The organism is Microbacterium sp. ZW T5_56, from assembly GCF_044987425.1.
GTDB lineage: Bacteria > Actinomycetota > Actinomycetes > Actinomycetales > Microbacteriaceae > Microbacterium.
Window position 1 is genome coordinate 20,721 of record NZ_JBJDRI010000044.1, and the last position, 14,871, is coordinate 35,591.

12 protein-coding genes are annotated in these 14,871 nt (G+C 69.4%); 7 read left to right on the plus strand and 5 right to left on the minus strand.

Annotated elements, in window-relative coordinates:
• Nucleotides 1-47: 47 nt before the first annotated feature.
• The 5 genes from ACI3KU_RS16990 to hemE are packed head-to-tail and all read right to left on the minus strand — an operon-like array spanning nucleotide 48 to nucleotide 6,218.
• A complete protein-coding gene (locus ACI3KU_RS16990; RefSeq protein ID WP_404923512.1) occupies nucleotides 48-1,367 on the minus strand; it encodes a glutamate-1-semialdehyde 2,1-aminomutase in 1,320 nt (439 codons plus the stop codon).
• Nucleotides 1,364-2,335: a porphobilinogen synthase gene (gene hemB / locus ACI3KU_RS16995; RefSeq protein ID WP_404923513.1), complete on the minus strand. Its 972-nt coding sequence runs from the start codon at nucleotides 2,333-2,335 to the stop codon at nucleotides 1,364-1,366. Before hemB ends, ACI3KU_RS16990 begins: the two co-directional genes overlap by 4 nt.
• A 32-nt stretch (nucleotides 2,336-2,367) precedes the next feature.
• Nucleotides 2,368-3,366, minus strand: a complete 999-nt coding sequence (gene hemC, locus ACI3KU_RS17000) for a hydroxymethylbilane synthase (protein WP_404923514.1) — start codon at nucleotides 3,364-3,366, stop codon at nucleotides 2,368-2,370.
• Nucleotides 3,359-5,131 (minus strand): protoporphyrinogen/coproporphyrinogen oxidase, encoded by a 1,773-nt coding sequence (locus ACI3KU_RS17005; RefSeq protein ID WP_404923515.1) that lies wholly within the window; start codon nucleotides 5,129-5,131, stop codon nucleotides 3,359-3,361. Before ACI3KU_RS17005 ends, hemC begins: the two co-directional genes overlap by 8 nt.
• Nucleotides 5,121-6,218 carry a uroporphyrinogen decarboxylase gene (hemE, locus tag ACI3KU_RS17010; protein WP_404923516.1) on the minus strand — a complete coding sequence of 366 codons (1,098 nt, stop codon included), beginning with the start codon at nucleotides 6,216-6,218 and terminating at the stop codon, nucleotides 5,121-5,123. The genes ACI3KU_RS17005 and hemE overlap by 11 nt, the downstream gene beginning before the upstream one ends.
• 63 nt (nucleotides 6,219-6,281) lie before the next feature.
• Here hemE and ACI3KU_RS17015 point away from each other — a divergent pair, with 63 nt between their 5' ends.
• The 7 genes from ACI3KU_RS17015 to ACI3KU_RS17045 all read left to right on the plus strand — a co-directional run bounded on the left by ACI3KU_RS17015 (nucleotide 6,282) and on the right by ACI3KU_RS17045 (nucleotide 14,688).
• The gene (locus ACI3KU_RS17015) at nucleotides 6,282-7,535 is read left to right on the plus strand and encodes a glutamyl-tRNA reductase (RefSeq protein ID WP_404923517.1); all 1,254 of its coding nucleotides are present in this window, start codon (nucleotides 6,282-6,284) and stop codon (nucleotides 7,533-7,535) included.
• An 841-nt stretch (nucleotides 7,536-8,376) separates the two neighbouring features.
• Entirely contained in the window at nucleotides 8,377-9,621 is a 1,245-nt protein-coding gene (locus ACI3KU_RS17020) for an MFS transporter (protein ID WP_404923518.1), read from the plus strand.
• The gene (locus tag ACI3KU_RS17025) at nucleotides 9,618-10,628 is read left to right on the plus strand and encodes a DUF2804 domain-containing protein (RefSeq protein WP_404923519.1); all 1,011 of its coding nucleotides are present in this window, start codon (nucleotides 9,618-9,620) and stop codon (nucleotides 10,626-10,628) included. Before ACI3KU_RS17020 ends, ACI3KU_RS17025 begins: the two co-directional genes overlap by 4 nt.
• Nucleotides 10,629-10,674: 46 nt before the next feature.
• The gene (locus ACI3KU_RS17030) at nucleotides 10,675-11,904 is read left to right on the plus strand and encodes an MFS transporter (RefSeq protein WP_404923520.1); all 1,230 of its coding nucleotides are present in this window, start codon (nucleotides 10,675-10,677) and stop codon (nucleotides 11,902-11,904) included.
• Nucleotides 11,905-12,078: 174 nt separating this feature from the next.
• Nucleotides 12,079-12,693, plus strand: a complete 615-nt coding sequence (locus ACI3KU_RS17035) for a rhomboid family intramembrane serine protease (RefSeq protein WP_404923521.1) — start codon at nucleotides 12,079-12,081, stop codon at nucleotides 12,691-12,693.
• 37 nt (nucleotides 12,694-12,730) lie between these two features.
• Nucleotides 12,731-13,951 (plus strand): sensor histidine kinase, encoded by a 1,221-nt coding sequence (locus tag ACI3KU_RS17040; RefSeq protein WP_404923522.1) that lies wholly within the window; start codon nucleotides 12,731-12,733, stop codon nucleotides 13,949-13,951.
• Between the two features lie 65 nt (nucleotides 13,952-14,016).
• Nucleotides 14,017-14,688 carry a response regulator gene (locus ACI3KU_RS17045; RefSeq protein ID WP_404923523.1) on the plus strand — a complete coding sequence of 224 codons (672 nt, stop codon included), beginning with the start codon at nucleotides 14,017-14,019 and terminating at the stop codon, nucleotides 14,686-14,688.
• The last annotated feature ends 183 nt before the right edge of the window (nucleotides 14,689-14,871 follow it).

Consider the following 14,871-nt stretch of genomic DNA (forward strand, 5'->3'; position numbering starts at 1 on the left):
GAGGTTTCTCGGACTTGCTTGGGTTTCTCGCGGGGGAAAAGGGGACGTCAGACCGCAGCGGCGGCGTGGGCGGCAGCGGGGAGCGCAGCGGCGATGCGCTCCAGCGCAGCGTCGTCGTGGGCTGCGGTGACGAACCACGCCTCGAAAGCGCTCGGCGGCAGGTTGATGCCCGCGTCCAGCATCGCGTGGAAGAACGCCCGATGCTGTGCCACGTTCTGGCGCTGCACCGTCGCGTAGTCGCGCGGATCCTCGGCGAACTCACCGAACACGACGCTGAACAGAGTCCCCGCGCGCTGCAGGGAGAACGCAACACCGGCACCGGTCAGCGCACCCGCCACCTCGTCCGCGACGGTGTCCGCCGCGTGCGCGAGTGCACGGTACGCCTCGTCGTCCGCGTGACGCAGCGTCGTGAGTCCGGCGGCCACGGCCAGCGGATTGCCCGACAGCGTGCCCGCCTGGTACACCGGGCCGAGCGGCGCCAGCAGATCCATGATCTCGGCACGGCCACCCAGCGCGGCAAGCGGAAGCCCGCCACCGACGACCTTGCCGAAGGTGAAGAGGTCGGGCGCTGCACCGGCCGGCACGCGCTCCTGCTCGATGCCCCAGTAGCCCGAACGGCTGGCGCGGAATCCGGTGAGCACCTCGTCCACGATCACCAGGGTGCCGTTGCGGTGCGCCAGCTCGATCATCGCTCCCGTGAATCCGGGCTGCGGCAGGACCACACCCATGTTGGCGGCCGCGGACTCCGTGATGATGGCTGCGATCCGCTCCCCGTGCTCGGCGAACGCCGCCTCCAGCGCGGCGAGATCGTTGTACGGCAGCACCAGTGTCTGCCCAGCCGTCTCCGCCGTGACGCCCGCGGATCCGGGCATCGCCAGCGTGGCCAGCCCCGATCCGGCTTCGGCCAGCAGACCGTCCGAATGCCCGTGGTAGTGACCGGCGAACTTCACGATGAGCGGCCGGCCGGTCGCCCCGCGAGCGAGGCGGATCGCCGTCATCGTCGCCTCGGTGCCGGTGGACACCAGCCGCAGGCGCTCGACATCGGGCATCCGCGCGATGATCTCTTCAGCCAGCTCCGCCTCCTGCGGCACCGACGCACCGAAGCCGAGCCCGCGGCTCGCGGCCTGCTGCACGGCGTCGACCACCGCGGGGTGCGCGTGCCCCAGCAGCGCCGGCCCCCAGGACGCCACCAGGTCGACGTATTCATTGCCGTCCACGTCAGTGACGTAGGGCCCGCGACCGGAGACCAGGAACCGCGGCGTTCCCCCGACCGACCCGTACGCGCGCACCGGCGAGTTGACCCCGCCGGGAATCACTCGCGATGCACGGGCGGCCAGTTCTGCGCTGCGCGTCGTGTCCAGGCTCATCGCAGCCACCCCGCCAGCTCGACGGCGAAGTAGGTCAGCACGGCATCGGCTCCCGCGCGCTTGATGCCCACCACGGATTCCTCGATCACCCGACGACGATCGATCCAGCCGTTCGCGGCGGCAGCCTCGATCATCGCCGCCTCACCGGAGACCTGGTAGGCCCACACCGGAACAGGACTGATCGCGGCGACGTCGGACAGCACGTCGAGGTAGCTCATCGCCGGCTTGACCATGACGATGTCCGCGCCCTCGGCGATGTCGAGCTCGGCTTCGCGCACACCCTCCCGACGATTCGCCGGATCCTGCTGGTAGGCACGGCGGTCGCCCGTGAGCTGCGAGTCGACAGCCTCGCGGAAGGGGCCGTAGAACGCGGAGGCGTACTTGGCGGAGTAGGCGAGGATCGCGGTGTCCTGATGACCCGCGTCGTCCAGCGCTTCGCGCACCGACGCCACCTGGCCGTCCATCATTCCGGAGAGGCCCAGGAGCGCTGAGCCGGCCTCGGCCTGCGCGAGGGCCATCGAGCGATAGCGCTCCAGCGTCGCGTCGTTGTCCACGGCACCTGCGCCATCCAGCACGCCGCAGTGACCGTGATCGGTGAATTCGTCCAGACACAGATCGGTCTGCACCACGAGCGCGTCACCGGCTTCGGCGACAACGGCGCGCGTCGCGACATTCAGGATGCCGTTCGGGTCGTCTGCGGCGCTGCCGCGCGCATCGCGGACAGCGGGGACGCCGAACAGCATGATGCCGCCGATCCCCGCCTCGGCCGCCTCCGCAGTGGCGCGGCGGAGGGAGTCGATCGTGTGCTGCATCACGCCCGGCATGGATCCGATCGGCTGTGCCTGGTCGATTCCCTCACGGACGAACACCGGCAGGATCAGCTCCGCCGGATTCAGTCGGGTCTCCGCGACCAGCCGGCGCATCGCCGGGGTCGTGCGCAGTCGGCGCGGACGGATAGTGGGGGTCATGCGGTTCCTTCTTGTCCTCTGATCGGTGAGTGTCATCGTGCGGCGCCGAGGGGCGCGAGTCCCGCGGCACCCCGGGCGAGCAGGTCGGCAGCGACCGCGCGACCCAGATCCTCCGCTGCGGCGGAGTCGCTCGGGTGCCAGTCGCGCCCGGCCGTCGCGGTGAGACGCGAGCTCCCATCCAGCGCGTACACGTGGCCGCTCAGGCTGAGGTGACCGTCGTCGATCGAGGCGTGCGCACCGATCGGAGCGGCACATCCGGCCTCGAGTGCGGCGAGCAGCGCGCGCTCGGCGAGGGCGCACGCCCGAGTGGCGGCATCGTCGATGGCCGCGAGGGCGGTAGCGTAAGGCTCCACGGACGCGTCTTCGGCCCGCACCTCGATCGCGAGCGCGCCCTGACCCGGAGCCGTGGGGGCATCATCCAGCGAGAAGCGCTCCGTGATCACGGACGAGCGACCCAGGCGATCCAGTCCGGCGCACGCGAGCACGACGGCATCCAGATCGGCGTTGATGCGGGCGAGCCGGGTGTCGACGTTGCCGCGCAGGTCCTGCACGTCCAGATCCGGGCGGCGGGCGAGCAGCTGAGCTACGCGCCGCGGCGATCCGGTGCCCACGCGAGCGCCGACCGGAAGGTCCGCGAGCGAGAAACCGTCGCGGGCACATAGGGCGTCTCGGGCATCGGCTCGCTCGGGAATCGCTCCGATCACGATGCCCTCGCACGGGCCCGTGGGCAGATCCTTCAGCGAGTGAACGGCGATGTCGCACTCACTGTCGAGCAGGGCGTCGCGCAGCGCGCTGACGAAGACCCCGGTGCCGCCGAGCTGCGACAGCGGCGCGCGGGACGTGTCGCCGTGGGTGGTCACGAGCACGAGCACCACGTCCAGCCCGGTGGCGGCGGCGATGGCTTCTGCCACCGTGGTGGTCTGCGCCACCGCGAGCGCGCTGCCACGCGTGCCGATCCGGAGCAGGCCCGGACGCGCCGGGAGAGGAGACTCCGATCGGTGGATGCTCACCGTGGGCGGGATGTCATTCATGCTGCGGACGTACCTCTCCGGTCTGTGTGGCACCGGAGACGCTCCGGTGAAGTGCTGCGAGGGTGTCGGCCGCGGCGCGACGTGCACCGGGAATCACGGACGCGAGCCCGGTGCCGCTGACCCAGTCTCCCGCGAGAGCGAGGCCCGGGGGGAGGGCGTCTGCTGTCGGATCGGGGGATGCCGTGGCATTGGTCCAGACGCGACGACGCATCCCGCGCACGGACGAAGGTGCCAACTCGATTCCCAGGATGCGTGAGGCATCGGCGAGTGCGAGCGCGGTGATGATCGCATCGTTCAGCCCGAGAGTCTCGGGGGCAGTGCCGAGGCGGCCGTAAGAGAGCCGGAGCACGTGTCGTCCGGTCGCGCGCTGCGGCCACTTCACGGTGACGTGGGTGAGGGCTTTCGCCGTGATCACGGATGAGCCGGCGCTCTCGGCGACCAGCGCGCCGGTGCCGCGCGGTGCGGCGTCGAGCCGGGCGTCATCGATCAGCAGCGCGACGACTTCGACCTCTGTCGGAGCCACGCCGGGGCGGTCGAGGAGCGGCGCGGCGACGTGCTCCGGCACCGCGAGCACGACGGCATCCGCCCGCAGCTCCGTGTCCTCCGTCACAACCCGCCAGGGTCCCGCCGGATGCCGCGCCTCGTGTTCACACGTCGCAGGGCCCGGTTCGGTCAGATCCGCCGGTTCCTGAGCGCCCTTCGTCTCGCTCACCAACCGCGCGGCGAAGCGAAGGACCTCCCCTTCGGGTTCACCGGCCACACCCCTCGGTGCCTCAGCGCACTGCGTCTTGCCGAGCGGGTCGCTCACCAACCGCGCAGCGGGACGAAGCGCCTCCCCTTTGGGTTCAAACGCCACGCTCCCCGGTTCCCGGTCCCACTTCGTCGCGTCGAGCGGGTCGCTCACCAACCGCGCAGCCGGACGAAGGACCTCGTCGCCCTCATGCGTCACACCGCCCCGCATCTCAGCGTCACGCTGCAACGCCACAACACGGGTGCCGGTATGCATGACGACCCCGAGCCGATCCAGCTCCTCCCGCAGCTGCGCCACGAGGCTCGCCATCCCGCCGCGAAGCCCCGCGACCGCGCCGCCGGCAGCGGTCCGGCTGGCCCGAAGGTCGCGGGCGGCGAGGATCAGCGATCCGCGACGCGCATACGCCTCGGCCAGGCCCGGGATCGATCGGAGCGTCATGTCCGCGGGATCGGTGGAGTGGATGCCCAGCACCACGGGCCGCACCAGACGGTCGAGCACGCGGGCTCCGAGCCGCGCACGGATCACGTCGTCGAGCGCACCGGACCGTCCGATCGCCGGCGGAAGGAGCGGCTCGATCGCCGCACGCAATGCCCCCACCACACCCAGCGCCCGGACCGTGGACCCCGACAGCGGCGTTGCTGGAATTCCGATGGTGCCTGCGGGCGGCAGCGGAACAGCGCGAGCGGCGTCAGCCGTGACGACCCAGGAACCCAGCGCCGCGGGGTTCACGATCTCGTCCGCCATCCCGAGCTCGGTCAACAATGCAGCGACCGCGCCGCCTCGGGTCGCGAAAGACTCCGCTCCGATGTCGAGCGCAACACCGGCGACGTTCTCCCCACGCACCCGTCCGCCCAGTTCCTCCTCTGCCTCCAGCACCACCACGCGAGCGCCGGAACGGGCGAGCTCCCACGCCGCGACCATCCCGGCGATCCCGCCGCCAACGACGACGACAGCACCAGGTTCTTCCCGAGAAGGACCAGACGCTGTCGACCGCTCGGCGGTGTCAGAGAGCATGTGCCCGTTCCACGATCCGGGTCAGCACGTCGGGGTCGGTCTCCGGCGGGACGCCGTGGCCGAGGTTCAGCACGTGGGCCGGGGCGCGCTCGCCCCGGCGGACGACGTCGTCGAGATGCGCCTCGCGCACCGCAGCAGGCGCGCCCAGGTAGGCGGGGTCGAGATTTCCCTGCAGCGGGAACGCGTCGCCCAGTCGGCGGCTGGCGTCATCCAGCGGCGTGCGCCAGTCCACCCCGAGTGCGCTGGGCGCGATGTCGGCGAGCTCTTCCAGCAGGTGCCCAGAGCCGACGGCGAAGTGGATCATCGGAACGCCCTCGGCAGAGTCCGGTCCCACTCGGATATCCCGCACCGCATCGAGCGTCTGTCGCGACGCGGGGGCGACGTGGGCACGGTAGTCGGTGGCGCTGAGCGACCCGGCCCAGGAGTCGAAGAGCTGCACCGCGCTGGCCCCGGCCTCCACCTGGGCCTGCAGGAAGGTGCCGGAGAGCTCCGCCGCCCACTCCAGAAGCTCACGCCAGGTGTCGGGCTCCGCGTGCATGAGGGTGCGCGCCTGCAGGTGGTCGCGCGACGGACCGCCTTCGACCAGGTACGCGGCCAGGGTGAACGGAGCTCCGGCGAACCCGATCAGTGGCGTGTTCCCGAGCTCAGCGACGGTGAGGCGGACGGCCTCGCGCACCGGCTCCAGCGCCTCGCGGAGCCGTTCGGGGGTGAACTCTGCGCGCGCGCGGGCGACGTCGACTGCGGTGCGGATCGGGTTCTCGAACACCGGTCCTCGTCCGGCGACGAGATCCACATCGACGCCCGCCAGCCAGAGCGGGACCACAATGTCGCTGAAGAACACGGCAGCGTCCACGCCGTGCCGACGCACCGGCTGCAGCGTGATCTCGCTCGCGAGTTCCGGCGTCACGCACGCGTCGAGCATGCGGTGATCGGCACGAATGCTGCGGTACTCGGGCAGCGATCGCCCGGCCTGACGCATGAACCAGACCGGAAGTCGGTCGGGCCGATCACCACGCAGCGCGCGTACGAGCGGGGCGTCACCGGTGCGGCCGTCGACGAGCGGGTGGGAAGCCTGGAGAGTGTTCATCAGATGAAGATGCTAACTTACAGTTCTGCGGGTTCCATCCACGATGCCTCCAGCCTCGCCCCGATGCCGCCCCTCCGCACTCACCACTCTCTCGAGAAGACCATGCTGCTCTGCCTTTCCGTCGATCATCGGACCGCCGATCTCGAACTGCTCGAACGTATCGAGCGCCGCGCGGAGACGGTGACCGCCGCGTTGAGCGACGACACCGCCCGCGGTGTGGTGGTGTTGGCCACCTGCAATCGGTTCGAGGCCTATGTCGATGCCCCCGATCACCGACCGGAGCCCGCGTTGGAGGCCCTGGCACGCGCCGCGCAGCTGACGCCGGCCGAGCTCACCGGCACCTTTGCCGTCCATCATGGCGACGCAGCCGCGGAGCACCTGTTCGCGGTGTCGAGCGGGCTCGAGTCGGCGGCCGTGGGCGAAGGAGAGATCGCCGGTCAGGTCCGACGCGCCCTGGAGACGGCACGCGCCGCGGGACACACCAGCACCGATCTGGAGCAGCTCTTCCAGCACGCGATGACCGTGTCGAAGGAGGTCAAGAACCGCACCGGCCTACAGACCCGCGGGCGTTCGCTGGTGCAGTTGGCGCTCACGCTCGTCGATGCCCGGGTGGCGGATTGGACCACGGCGCGCGTCGTGCTCATCGGCACCGGTGCCTATGCCGGAGCGAGCCTGGCCGCGTTGCGGGTCCGTGGTGCGGACAACATCGCGGTGTTCTCGCCGTCGGGCCGCGCCGAGGCGTTTGCGGCGAGCCATGACCTTCGTCCTCTTTCGGACGATGATCTCGTCACCGAGCTCCGTGCGGCAGATGTCGTCGTGGCGTGCAGCAGCACCAACGAACCCGTGCTCACTCGCGAGCATCTCCGCGGCACCACCCGGCCTCGAGTGCTCATCGACATGGGCCTGCCGCGCAACATCTCGCCGGATGTGGGCGAGGAATCAGGCATCGAGCTGCTCGATCTGGAGACGATCGCCCTCCACGCGCCGATTCCCGAACTGGGCGCTGAGTTGGAGGCACGCGACATCGTGCGCACGGCGGCAGCGGAGTTCGCCGCGCTGCGTGCCGAACGCGATGTGGTGCCGGCCGTTCGCGACATGCGTGCGTTCATCACCGAGGTGTTGGACGACGAGATCGCGCGCCTGCGCGGACGAAACGCGGACAACGCCGATGAGATCGAAGCCGCGCTGCGCCACGCCTTCGGCCGCGTGATGCATCGCCCCACGGTGCGCCTGCGTGCACTCGCCCGCGCCGGCGCCGCCACCGAGGCGTCCGCCGCTGTCACGGCTCTCTTCTCCCCCGACCCATTGCATCCGTAACTCCGTCGCGGTCCGCGATGCCCGCGCAGCCCACCTCGATTGCTGCGCGAGCACGTCGTCTCGGCTCGTCGTCTCGGCACGTCGTCTCGGCACCGCCGACCCCGGCCTCGCACCGGCCCTGTGGTCTCAGGTTCTGCGGATCCTCGACCCCAGCGCCGCACTTCGTGAGACCACCGACTCCCCTGCTCTCACAAAGTGCTCACTCCATGCGACGCATCAACCACTTTTGAGACCACCGCGTGCTGCAGCGAGACGAACGGCGCTCAGCAACAACGAAGGGGGGACGCCGTCGGTCCCCGCCATTCCGGAGCCGGGCCTTCCGCACGGCACCGCGGGCCCAGCCTCGCGCTGACTCCCTGGTCTCAGATTCTGCGGACCCTTGACCGCACCACCACACTTCGTGAGACCACCGACACCGCTGGTCTCACGAACTACTCACTCCATGCGACGCATCAATCTGTTCTGAGACCACCGCGCAGGCAGCGGAGACGAAACGCCGCCACGACCAGCCAGACCACTCAGCGCACGTCACCAAGACGCATCGTCGCGCTGGCGCGGTTCCGGTGTCTGAGCCTTCGTCGCGGCCCCCCGGCCCGGCCTCGCGCTGGCCCTGCGGTCTCAGATTCTGCGGATCCTCGACCCCAGCGCCGCACTTCGTGAGACCACCGACTCCCCTGCTCTCACTATGTGCTCACTTCATGCGACACATCAGCCTGTTTTGAGACCGCCCCGGACCCCCGGTGTGGGTTTCGCAGCGCGGCGTCCGGTCGTAAGGTGGGAATCCCGAAAGCCGAGCGATGCTCGGGCGTCAACGCGCATCGTCGCGCGTGAAAGGAGCACCGTGAGCGCGTCCGCGCCCGGCACCATCGCCCCTCCCCTGCGGCAGACCCGCCTGCTCACCTGGCTGTTCCTCCTGAACGCCGCGATCCTCACGATCTACTCGGCGTTCATCGTCATCCTGATGCCCGATCAGGTCGAGCAGATCGATCCGGCGAACAAGGTCGCGAACCTCGCGATCCTGATGACTGCGTCATCGATCATGACCATCGTGATCCATCCGCTGATCGGCGCGCTGTCCGATCGCACGCGCAGTCGGCTCGGTCGCCGCGCGCCCTGGATGATCGGCACCGCGGCCACCACCGTGCTGTTCCTCGTGCTGCTCGCCGGAGCCGTCGACCTCTGGACGCTGTGCCTGTACTGGGTGCTCATGATGCTCTGCGTGAACGCGGTGGCCACCGTGGGATCCGCCGTGGTGCCCGACCACTTCGCGCACAAGAGCCTCGGCAAAGCGAGCGCCGTGGTGGCACTCGGCATCTTCGTGGGCATGGGCGCGGGCGTGGGTCTCGCCGGCTTCGCCACCACGCAGCTCGGCATCGGCTACACCGCGTTCGGGATCGGATTCCTAATCGTGTGCATGCTGTTCGTCGTGTTCAACCGGGACTTCTCCTCCGCCGAGATGCCACGCGAGCCGTTCTCCTGGCGCGCGTTCGCGGCGAGCTTCTGGGTAAGCCCGAAGCACTTCCCCGACTTCTGGTGGGCATTCGCGGGCCGATTCTTCCTGATCCTCGCCTACCAGTCCGTGCAGTCGTATCTGCTGTACATCCTGCGCGACTACATCGGTTTCTCGGATTCGGAATCCATTGCGCTGTCCACTCCGATCACCGGAATCATGCTGGTGGGCGCTCTGCTCACCACGTACTTCGTCGGTCGTCGCTCTGACCGCACCGGAAAGCGCAAGGTCTGGGTGATGGTCGCGTCGATCATCATGGCGGGCTCCCTGGTGATCCCCCTGGTGTCCCCGACGCTGGCGGGGATGTTCGCCCTGGCTGCCGTGTTCGGCATCGGCTATGGCGCGTACATGAGCGTCGACTCCGCCTTGATGACCCAGGTGCTGCCGTCGTCAGAGGCTGCGGGTAAGGACCTCGGGATCCTCAACATCGCGACCGCCCTGCCGCAGGCCCTCACGCCCGCGATCGCGGGCTTCCTGATCCTGCACGCTGGCGGGTACACGGCGCTGTTCATCGCGGGGATCGTGTTCGCGATCCTCGGCGCACTCACGGTGATCCCCATCCGGAGCGTGCGATGACGGAGCACGAGCTGACCGCTCCCGTCGCGCTCTGCGGCGACAACGGTCGCCTGAATCCCGCCTCCGTCGGATGGAGTCGCCGGCAGCTCGTCGACACGTCGCGAATCGGACACGGCTGGTACGGCTGGGGGCGGAACAAGCGCTGGGAGTACTGGGGAATCATCACCCCGACGCACTTCCTCGCGATGACGATCGCCGCTCTGGACTACGCCAACCTCCGCCAGATCTGGGTCATGGACCGCGCAACGGGCACCGAGGTGGACGCGGTCGAGGTCTCCGCGCTGTCGCAGGGTGTGCAGCTGCCCGGGTCGCTCGGCGATGGCGATGCCACGTCTCGGGGACGCGGGATGCGGTTGGCCTTCGCGGAGGTCGCCGGCGGCACTCGTCTCACCGCCGCGAGCGCACGCGTCAGTATCGACGTGGTGGCCGAGCGACTGCCGGGGCATGAGGCGATGGGGACAGCAGCTCCGTTCTCCGACTTCCTCGTGGAGTACACCGTGAAGGACGTCGATCGGCCGGCGCACGGCTCGGTGGTGGTCGATGGCGAACGATCCGAGGTGCCGCCGGGATCGTCCTGGGCAGTGCTCGATCACGGTCGACTGCGCGCGCCCTATCGGACGTCGTGGAACTGGGGTGCCGGAGCGGGGATGTCCGCCGGCCGACGCATCGGGCTTCAGCTCGGTGGCGGCGGGCCGCTGGCGATCCGTCGCGGCATCTCCCAGAACGCATTCACCGTGAACGGGCGGGTACACAAGGTCGCCGATCCGCTGGTGTGGGAGTTCGATGCGGACGGCTGGCTGGCACCCTGGCGGATCCGCAACGATCGGATGCAGCTGTCATTCCTGCCGGTGCACGACCGGTACGCGAAGACCGACCTGCTCGTCATCCGGTCCGAGACCCATCAGTGCTTCGGCACCTACCGGGGACGCGTGCGAACCGACGAGGGCGAGTGGATCGAGTTGGATGGCATCGATGGGTGGGCCGAGGACGTGCACAACCGCTGGTGAGCGCGCACTAGCCTGAATCCATGCGGTCTGTGGCGGGGAACCCCGAGTGACGGGGCCGATCTGGACCGGTCACGAACCCGGCAGCGGCGGCTATCGACGCATGATCCTCGCGCTGTTCGCGGCTGGGGTCGCCACCTTCTCGCAGCTGTATTCGGTGCAGGGAGTGCTCCCGGAGTTGGCGGCCGATCAGCGGGTGTCCTCCGCCGACGCCGCGCTGGCGGTCTCCTGCGCCACGCTCGGACTCGCGATCGCGGTGATTCCGTGGTCACTGTTGGCAGATCGGCGGGGCCGACGCACCACGATGCGCGTCTCGATCGTGGCAGCGGTGGTCCTCGGGATTCTGGTGCCGTTCTCGCCGACGTTCGAGGTGCTCCTCGCGTTGCGCCTGGTGGAGGGGCTCGCTCTCGGGGGCATTCCGGCGGTGGCACTCGCCTATCTCGCCGAGGAGGTGTCACCGCTTGCGGCCGCCGTCGCGGGCGGCACCTACATCTCGGGCACATCACTCGGCGGCCTGTGCGGTCGGCTCGTTTCGGGTCCGCTCAGCGAGGTGTTCACCTGGCGGATCGGCATGCTGGTGGTGTCGTTGCTGGCCGCGGTGGCCGCGATCGTGTTCTTCGTGACGGCGCCGGCACCGCGCGGGTTCGTCCCCGTCGTGCGAGGGTCAGAGCGAGACGTGCCGCTGTGGCGAAAACTCCTCGTGTGCCTAAGGGACCGGCGTCTGGTCGCCCTGTTCTGCCAGGGTGGGCTGCTGATGGGTGGGTTCGTCGCGGTGTACAACTACCTCGGATTCCGACTGCAGCTGCCCCCCTTTTCCCTGCCGGTGGCATTGTCGTCGTTCCTCTTCCTCGCGTATCTGTCCGGCACCTGGTCGTCCGCGCAGTCGGGTCGAATCGCTCAGCGCCGGGGGCGATTCGCGGTGCTGCTCGGCTCGTCCGGCGTGATGCTGGGCGGCCTCCTCCTCACCGGGATCCCCACACTGGCCGCGGTGATCGTGGGGCTACTGCTGTTCACGGCGGGCTTCTTCGCGGCGCACGCTATGGCGTCCAGCTGGGTGCCCGTGCTGGTGCGCACCGGACGGGCCCAGGCGTCGAGCCTCTACAACCTCGCCTACTACGGCGGCTCGAGCCTCTTCGGCTGGGCCGTGGGCCTCGCGTTCCAGGACGCCGGGTGGTGGGGCGTGATCCTCGCCGTGGGCGTCCTGGTGATCGCGGCGATGTGCATCGCGACCGCTGCTCTCCATCGCGAATCCACCGGCCACCCGTCCCCCGTCCGATAGCCCTGTCGATACCGCCGTCCGATGGCCGTGTCCGATATCCACGAGGCGTCCCGTCCCCGACCCCCATGTCCCGCGAGACTTCCGTCTGTGGGCGAGAATCACCGCGATGCGCGGATTCTCGCCCACAGACGGAAGTCTCGGGGTTGTATGAGGTCCGACCCGTACGCTGACTGCATGAGCGAGCTCGCCCCCGCCCGAAGATCCCCGATCCGCGGACGCATCGCCACCGCGGCGATCACCAGCGCGGGATTCGTCGCGCTGCTGTGGGCCATCGAGATCGTCGACACCGTCATGGGGAACCGACTCGACTACTCCGGCATCCAGCCGCGTGAGATCGACGGGCTGTGGGGGATCCTCTGGGCTCCCTTGCTGCACGGCGGGTGGCAGCACCTGCTCGCGAACTCCGGACCCGCGCTCGTCTTGATCTTCGTCATCACCCTCTCGGGCCTCGCGCTGTGGGCCGAGGCCACCGCGATCATCTGGGTGGTGGCGGGGGTCGGAACCTGGCTCATCGCGCAGCCGAACAGTGTCCACATCGGCGCCTCCTCGCTGATCTTCGGCTGGATCACGTTCCTCGTGCTGCGGGGCATCTTCGCGCGCAGTGCTCTGCAGATCGTCGTGGGCGTCCTGGCGCTCGGGGCATACGGCAGCGTGCTGTGGGGCGTGTTCCCCGGGCAGCAGGGCATCTCCTGGCAGGGCCACCTGTTCGGCGCCATCGGCGGCGTGGTCGCGGCAGTGCTGCTCGGACGTCGCGCCCGCGAGAACAACGCGACCCCTACCGCAGGGTGATGCGCGGCCGTCACCTGCCGCCTACCGTGGAAACAGCATGAACGACACCGCTGCTTCCCTCCGCCGCTGGGGCGTGATGACCGACCGCGTGCTTCCGGGGCGCCGAGCGCTGATCGTCTGGATTCTCGCTGCGGCCGCCGCCGTCGCGCTGCTGGCCGTCACTGCAACGCTCGGCGCGACCGAGTACCGCATCCCGGCCGGAGCGATCGTGATCTTCGCGACGATGCTCGCCGCGGCGATCCCGGGGGCGCTGATCGCACCGTACTGGGCGACTGCCGCCGCCGTGCTCGCGGCCGCATCGCTCTCCGCGCTCGCCTCCCCCGACACGACGGCGCCCTGGCCGGTTGCCGTTCCGACCATGATCGCGCTGACGTTCACCTGGATCATCGTGGGATTTCGAGCGCGCTGGTGGGCGGCGGCCTGCGGGTGGGCGCTCACGAACTTCATCGCGCTGATGACGGCGAACGAGTACGGCAAAGGCGTTGCTGTCGGCACTGTCGTGGCTGATCTGGTGGTTTTCGCGTCGGTGTCGCTGGTGGGCGTCGGACTCGGGGTGTTGCTTCGCAACTGGACGATCATCCGGGCAGAGCTCACCCGGCAGCAGGCGATGACCGCCGCAGAGCACGCCCGACGCGAGGCCGTCGAAGACAAGGCGCGCATCGCCCGGGAGCTGCACGACGTGGTGGCGCACGGGATGTCCGCCATCCAGATCCGCGCCGCGTCGGCCCGCTATCGGCTGACGGGCCTGTCTGATGAGGCAGCCGACGAGTTCGACGACCTCGCCGCGACCGCACGCACCTCCATGGCGGAGATGCGAACGATCCTGGGGTTGCTGCGCGATGAGGAGTCGACGGTCCAGCGCGCCCCGCAGCCGGGATTCGCCGACCTCAGCGCGCTCATCACGCGCGCCTGCGACCTCGCTCCCGTCACGGAGCGTGGCCGTTGGGAACTCACCGACACCGAGCAGTCGGATCCGGTGTTCGGGCTCACGGTCTATCGCGTGGTGCAGGAGGCGCTGAGCAATGCGGCCCGTCACGCCCCCGGGGCTGCGACGCGGATCGATTGGGACGATGAGCAGGAAACGCGCATCGTGACCATCACGAATGACGCTCCCGAGCTGCCCACTGCTGCTCGCTCCGACGGCGGTGGCCAGGGGCTGCGCGGCATGCGCGAGCGAGTCTCCGCACTCGGTGGCGCGGTGTCGGCGTCTCCCACCGACGGCGGCTTCCGCGTGCGTGTCAGCTTCCCGCGGGCGTGATACTCGACCCGTGGTCCTTTTTCGCGCGCGATGAACCCAGAATGGACACGGACGGAAGGAAGCCCATGACGAGTGTGCTGATCGTGGACGACCAGGCGATGGTGCGCGCCGGCTTCGCGGCCATCCTGCAAGCGCAGGACGGGATCGACGTGGTGGGTCAGGCCGGTGACGGCGCTGAGGGCGTGGCTCAGGCTCGTTCGCTGCGCCCGGATGTCGTGCTGATGGACGTGCGCATGCCGATCATGGACGGCATCGAGGCCACCCGCCAGATCCTCGCATCCGCCGAGCGTGACCGTCGGCCTGCCCCGGCGATCCTCATTCTCACAACCTTCGACGCCGACGAGTACGTTCACGATGCCCTCGGCGCCGGAGCCAGCGGCTTCCTCCTCAAAGACGCTCTTCCGGATGAGCTGGTCCAGGCGGTTCGCATCGTGGCGGCGGGCGACGCGCTGCTCGCCCCGCGCATCACGAAGCGACTTCTCGAGCGGTTCGCCGCGACGCGTCCGGCCGTGAACACGCACTCCCTGCGCCTCAACGACCTCACCGAACGCGAGCACGAGATCCTGATCCTGGTGGGTCAGGGACTCTCCAACGGCGAGATCGCCGCGCAGCTGTTCCTCGCTGAGCAGACGGTGAAAACGCACGTCAGCCGCATCTTCAGCAAGCTGCACCTGCGCGATCGCGTGCAGGCCGTCATCCTCGCCTACGACGCCGGACTCGTCTCCCCCGCAGGCTGAGTCGGCTGCGTCGCGACCCGCCCGCGCCTTCGCTGCACGCGCCCCGAGTCTGGGCTCACGAACTGCAGTCGTCGCCCTCAAAGAAGCCACATTCTGAGACCAGCCGTCGGACTGGTCTCAGAAAACGACCGGTGAACGCTCAAAGCGAGCGAAAACTGAGACCGGACGGCGGGAGGCGAGGGC

Bases quoted from the DNA above. Each gene is read 5' to 3' on its own strand.
- ACI3KU_RS16990 (WP_404923512.1), bottom strand. From the start codon at position 1,367: ATGAGCCTGGACACGACGCGCAGCGCAGAACTGGCCGCCCGTGCATCG.
- hemB (WP_404923513.1), bottom strand. From the start codon at position 2,335: ATGACCCCCACTATCCGTCCGCGCCGACTGCGCACGACCCCGGCGATG.
- hemC (WP_404923514.1), bottom strand. From the start codon at position 3,366: ATGAATGACATCCCGCCCACGGTGAGCATCCACCGATCGGAGTCTCCT.
- ACI3KU_RS17005 (WP_404923515.1), bottom strand. From the start codon at position 5,131: ATGCTCTCTGACACCGCCGAGCGGTCGACAGCGTCTGGTCCTTCTCGG.
- hemE (WP_404923516.1), bottom strand. From the start codon at position 6,218: ATGAACACTCTCCAGGCTTCCCACCCGCTCGTCGACGGCCGCACCGGT.
- ACI3KU_RS17015 (WP_404923517.1), top strand. From the start codon at position 6,282: ATGCCGCCCCTCCGCACTCACCACTCTCTCGAGAAGACCATGCTGCTC.
- ACI3KU_RS17025 (WP_404923519.1), top strand. From the start codon at position 9,618: ATGACGGAGCACGAGCTGACCGCTCCCGTCGCGCTCTGCGGCGACAAC.
- ACI3KU_RS17035 (WP_404923521.1), top strand. From the start codon at position 12,079: ATGAGCGAGCTCGCCCCCGCCCGAAGATCCCCGATCCGCGGACGCATC.
- ACI3KU_RS17040 (WP_404923522.1), top strand. From the start codon at position 12,731: ATGAACGACACCGCTGCTTCCCTCCGCCGCTGGGGCGTGATGACCGAC.
- ACI3KU_RS17045 (WP_404923523.1), top strand. From the start codon at position 14,017: ATGACGAGTGTGCTGATCGTGGACGACCAGGCGATGGTGCGCGCCGGC.